The 5,259-nt window shown below is 59.0% G+C and carries 4 protein-coding genes; 2 read left to right on the top strand and 2 right to left on the bottom strand.

The features are described 5' to 3' along the window. Positions 1-439 precede the first annotated feature (439 nt). On the top strand, positions 440-877 hold the full coding sequence (locus K1Y02_25060) for a GatB/YqeY domain-containing protein (GenBank protein ID MBX7259650.1): 438 nt from the start codon (positions 440-442) through the stop codon (positions 875-877). Between the two features lie 65 nt (positions 878-942). Continuing rightward, complete coding sequence (locus K1Y02_25055; GenBank protein MBX7259649.1) at positions 943-3,420, top strand: DUF2330 domain-containing protein; 2,478 nt, start codon at positions 943-945, stop codon at positions 3,418-3,420. 43 nt (positions 3,421-3,463) lie between these two features. On the opposite strand, the gene K1Y02_25050 is transcribed toward K1Y02_25055, so the two are convergent. Both K1Y02_25050 and K1Y02_25045 read right to left on the bottom strand, forming a co-directional pair. Then, positions 3,464-4,045: a GDYXXLXY domain-containing protein gene (locus K1Y02_25050; protein MBX7259648.1), complete on the bottom strand. Its 582-nt coding sequence runs from the start codon at positions 4,043-4,045 to the stop codon at positions 3,464-3,466. Then, the coding region (locus K1Y02_25045; GenBank protein MBX7259647.1) for a DUF2157 domain-containing protein at positions 4,042-5,259 on the bottom strand (1,218 nt) is incomplete at its 5' end. The genes K1Y02_25045 and K1Y02_25050, both read right to left, overlap by 4 nt.

Raw genomic sequence — 5,259 nt, 5'->3', positions numbered from 1 at the left:
GACAGGTTGGCGGGGTCCAATTGATTCTGCCCGTCAAGTGCGTGGGCGACCTCATCCGAGAGACAACCAAGCACGTGATCCAGTTCCTGGAACACGAACGCCGCCTGGCGCTCCAAATCAGTCGGAAAGCGGTTGCCCATAATACTCAACCTTCCCCTCTCAGCGGACTCTACCAGGCCGTCCGATTGCGGCCCGGATAACACTTCCGCCACAAGGGATTGAGCAAGTACCGTACCAGTTCAGTAATATTTGTTAAACTGTTGACGTGGGCCAAATTGCGAAAGTTGTCATATCGTTCACAGATGAATCTTGAGGCAGCCGGAAGACCAAAATTGTCACTGTTGAACACTATTTGATGAAGCGTGCAGCGATTCCGGTCTTTGCATCCTCGAAAACCCCGCGTTATAGTATCGTATAAAGCAAATCCCCGGAGGTGTCTATGTCTATTCGCGAGCGTGTTCAGGATGATATGAAGTCCGCCATGAAAGCGGGCGAGAAGGACCGCCTCGAATGCCTCCGCATGGTGAAGGCGGCCCTTCTGCTCAAGGAAAAGGAAACGGGGCAGGACATTTCAGAGGAAGTCGCCGTGGCAACGCTCCGAGGCGAAATCCGGAAGCGGCAGCAGTCGCTGGAATTGTTCAAGGAGCTTGGCAAGGCCGACGAAGCCGCGAAGACGGAAGCGGAAATCCAGGTCATTGACGGCTATCTGCCCAAGCAACTCTCCGCGGATGAGACCGAAGCGCGGGTGCGGGCGTATTTGGCGGAGCACCCAGAGCTGAATCACCCGGGCAAGCTTACCGGCGCGATGAAGAAAGAACTCGGCGACCTGGTAGACGGGAAGACGTTGAACGAAGTCTGCAAGAAGGTGCTGGGGTAGGGACAGGCAGAGAAGTTTCATACGACCCGGAGAATCAAGGCCCAAGCTCTGACGAGGGGGAAGCCATGGTAACTAGGCGAATAGGCTTGCGCGGGTTGTTTGTGGTGTTGGGGGCCATCGCGCTGGGTGCTGGAGTGCTGCCGTGTAAGGCGGATGGGATCTTTGCCAAGGACCGTTTGCAGAAGAAGCTCCCGGCGATTCCGTGGCAGCGGGCGATTATATCCTACAAGGACGGGGTTGAACGTCTGACTATCCATACTGCGGTCGACGCCGATGGGGGGACATTAGGCTGGATTGTGCCGGTACCCGCCACCCCTACCGATATCTCGAAGGGATCGGTCGGCGGCATTCAGATGCTTGCAACATATGTGCGGCCGCGCATTGTCGATGGTAAATACATGTATCGCGGCCTGCGGCAACTGGTCTGGATCGCCGGCGTATGTACATGGTGGGCATTCTGGTGCACCCTGTCGAGAGCATCCTGGAAACGCCTCTTGGCCAATACCGCAGTCGCCGCTTTCGCGGTGGCTATTTCCCATTTCCTGTTTGCGTCGCACATGTTCTTTCCTCCAGACGCGGCTAGCACCGAAACAGCCGGTCAGAAGCCGGGTCCGAGCAGCGTCACGGTGGAGTCTGCGGCAACCATCGGCAGTTACGATGTTGTAACGCTGAAGGCCGAGAAGGCAGAAGACCTGCGCGCGTGGCTCACCGAAAACGGCTTCTCGGAGTTGCCGGGCAACGGCGATACCATCGTGGCCGGCTACCTCGCGGAAGGGTGGCGGTTTGTGGCCGCAAAGCTACGACGGGACGGCGCCGGGGTCGTCGCGCCGCATCCGTTGACCCTCGTGTTTCCCGCGCAGCGCCCCATCTACCCCATGCGTCTCACGGCGCTCTCCGCTTCGGATGTGTATCTGGAATTGTTCGTTGTCTCCAACGAAGGCGTTGCATCGAAGTTGCTCACACGCGAATGTTGCTCGGGGCCGCTCAAGAAATTCGGTAACGTAGGTGACCAATATGCGGCGTCGGAATTGCCGAGCCCGATTCAACACCCGGGACTACGGAATGACCTATGGGAGAAGGCGGCAATCACGAAGCTTGCGGGAACGGTCCGCACGCAGGATATGGATGCGGACATCGTGTTCGATCTGGCGTCCACGGGGCCTTTCAGACAAAAGCTCTATGCGAAAGACGCGGCAGTCATTCTCGCGATGACCGCCGGGCTTAAGGTCTGGATTGCGGTGTCGTTCGTGGGAACGCTCGTAGCCATTCTGTGGACGAGGCGCGTGCCCAAACGGCGGTGGGGTGTGCTGCTTGTACTGATAGCCGTGGGAGCAGGCGCCGCAGGCGCGACAGGCGCCGTGAAATATGCCGAGCTTCCGATCACCGATACGGTGGAAATGCCCCGCGCTCAAACGACGAACGTGCTGCGCCCCGTTGACGAGCTGCGCGGGATTGCGGAGGCGCACGGCGGGTTCCAAGGGGCATCGCTCGACGAGATCGCGCAGGTCTATGCGGATTACTTCGCGTACACCGTGTGCGTCAATCCCTACACCGGCAGACACGTTGAGCTGAACGACGCGCCGGGTAACGTGACGGTCGACCACGATGCCACAAGCGTGACGGTACGTACATACGACGAATTCGGAGTCGATCAGGTCCAATTCCAGCTTGATGGCGAGACCATCCAGGGGCTCAGGCAGGTGGACCGCGCGCGGGATGCCCTGGATCAGTTGTACACACGGCCGGATTGGGCGCTCAATACGCTCTTGGAACTCAAGGACGAGCGTGCGGTAGGACCCTTGATCGAAATTCTTCAAAAGGCCTACGCGAAGGACCCGAGCCTCCCGCAGATGGACCTGTATCTGCTGCTTGACGTGCTTGAGCAGACCACGGGCTACCGCTATGGAGAAAAGCACGAGAAGCTGCCGAATCAGCCCGAGCGCTGGGCGGCTTGGTGGGCGGAGAATCAGGGCAAGTCGCGTGTCGAGTGGTTGCGGGGGACGCTCCAGACGCCGCATCACATCTGGCAGACGGACATCGCGATTGCCTTGGCCCAACTGGGCGACGCTTCGATGATTGATCTGCTGCTGTTCGCCGCGAAAGACATCCAACGGCTCACGGATGAAGACCAGGTGAAACTCACAAAGGGGCTGCTCACGCTCAAGCATGAGGAGGGGTACCGGCTGTTCAAGGAACTGGCGCTCAAGAAACCCTATGGCATAAGAGCCCTGAGACTGCTTGAGGATAGCGACGATCCGCGACTCATGGAGATTGTGCTGAGGGAGTCTATTCTTCCATTGAGTATGCTGCAGTATGGGAAGGGGTACACAAGAGCCTTGTTATTATGCCAGCGCGATCCGCAACGGATGCTTCCCATCCTGCGCGAAAACGTGCGCAAACATATCGCCGAGCCGAACGCGGAAAAAGTCATCGCGTTTGAAGCCAGCGCACTGGGTCTAATTACGCGGACGACACCGCCGGTGGATGTGAAAGATCGGAAAGCGATGGAGGCGTTTCTGGTAAGGGCTACGACCACTTCATAGCGCTGTCGCGAGGGGGGGAACTCGGACCGTCCGAAAAGCGGCCTCACTCCTGGATGAGATATTCGCCGATGGGTTTGCCCACGATGTAGAGGTTTTCGATGGCTGCCTGGCCATTGTAGATGCGGACGGCCGCGTAGCAGTCATGAGTAGTTCGGGTACTGTGCTCGCGGTAGGCCTGCTCGGCCTTGGGAGCAAGCGTCTCCTCCATGTAGAAGCGATCGAAGGGCAGTTCGACGCAAATCTCGTTTGTGTTCGGGGTAACGGAATTCGAGTCCGCCGGCATGGGGTAGCTCATGGTTGTTTTGATGTAGTTCGGCGTGGCGGGCGGCGTCTTGCTGGCGGAGGCTAGACGCGCATAGCCGTCCGGTCCCTCTTCAACGGTCACGTACGCGATGTCGCCGGAAAACCATCCGTCGAGGCTGTCGACCGGGACGTGATAGGCGTCGAACGCCAACGCGACGTAACGACCACGAAATGCATCGTAGGGATCGATGGGAGCGGTGAGAAATTTGAATGTGGTTCCGTTGCGCAACGCCCATTCCCGGCCCACGATCATCCATGTAGGGACGGCAAGTTGCGCCAGGGCCATGGCCCCAAACAGTACGAGTTTTAGCGGCCGCATCATGCCTGTTTCCTCCTGCGCCGCATCAGCACGAGATTGGTAATGAGGAATGCGGATCCCAGTGTGATGAACGCGAGACCTCGCGCTACGAAGCCCATGTCTGCGTCGACGAAGCGCGCAATGATCCACCCGGAGAGAATGGCGAGTCCGCCGTTCACGATACCGAGGTGGCCGGTTCGCAGGCCGTTTGCGGTCACACCGACCCCCGCCGCGAGCACGTAGAGATTGAACAGCAGCGGAGGAATGGGACTTTCCGGATCGCCCGCACCCACCAGATATGCAATTAGCGCCAACACCGGCGCGGCGCCCAGCGGGGCAGCACCGCGATCGCCGCGGTATAGCGTGCGTACGAGGAGTAACATGGCGAGAATGAAGAGGGACGTTACGAGCACGTAGTCGGGGATCGCGCGCCAGCTTCCGCTATCGTACGAAGTGCGGTAGTACTTCCAGCCGATCTCGTCCCACGGCCATTCGTAACTGAACATGAACGCCAGGACAACGATGCCTGCGGCGCCCACCGTGCGGTAAGGGTTTCGCCAGAATCGCCCCGAATTCTCCGACGCCCATGTTCCGGAAAGGTACATGACCGCAAACAGACTCATGTACACGACAATCCAAAGGCCGGGCATCGATTTGTCGAGCGCGAGCCCCGTCACAATGCTCAGCGATAGTACGACGGCCCAAGACAACCACGTCGCGCGTATACCCACCATGCTTCGTCGATAGGCAATCACCAGGTGAGGGACAATGAGCGCGGCCAGCGGGTAGAACCAGATCGTCGTCGCTTGCTCACTAAACATGTAGGCCGTCCACGCAGTGGTTCCGGCCATATAGAATATCGCGGGGACACTCGCGTTCAGGACGTACACGATGGGCAGGCCCAGTAGCAACCACGTTAGCGTGAAGGATCCAAGGTCACCCGGCAAGTGATAGGTTTGGCCGACGAGGGCAATCGACGACCCGATGGCCAACGCCAGGAACGCGCCTGCGCCCTCTGCCCACGCCACGGAACCGGGTTTTCGAATGAGCGCGACCGCTGCGAGCGCTTGGCCAATCAGCAACGGAGCGAACGAGATTACCGTACGCGTCGACCTGGACATTTCGTCCCAATTGTGCGCGAGTACGAGGATAATTCCCAATCCGATGAGCACCGCGCCCAACACACTGCACACGACTAACGCCAATGGGACGCGGCTTTCCTCGTCCGCGTTGCCATA

The sequence above is a fragment of the Candidatus Hydrogenedentota bacterium genome, assembly GCA_019695095.1.
In the GTDB taxonomy this organism is placed as follows: Bacteria; Hydrogenedentota; Hydrogenedentia; order Hydrogenedentales; family SLHB01; genus JAIBAQ01.
Note: the sequence above shows the minus strand (reverse complement) of the source record. Positions and strands in the feature narration are given on the sequence as shown.

What these genes read in the sequence shown, in the direction of transcription:
- K1Y02_25060 (MBX7259650.1), top strand. Translation starts at nt 440, where the DNA reads ATGTCTATTCGCGAGCGTGTTCAGGATGATATGAAGTCCGCCATGAAA.
- K1Y02_25055 (MBX7259649.1), top strand. Translation starts at nt 943, where the DNA reads ATGGTAACTAGGCGAATAGGCTTGCGCGGGTTGTTTGTGGTGTTGGGG.
- K1Y02_25050 (MBX7259648.1), bottom strand. Translation starts at nt 4,045, where the DNA reads ATGATGCGGCCGCTAAAACTCGTACTGTTTGGGGCCATGGCCCTGGCG.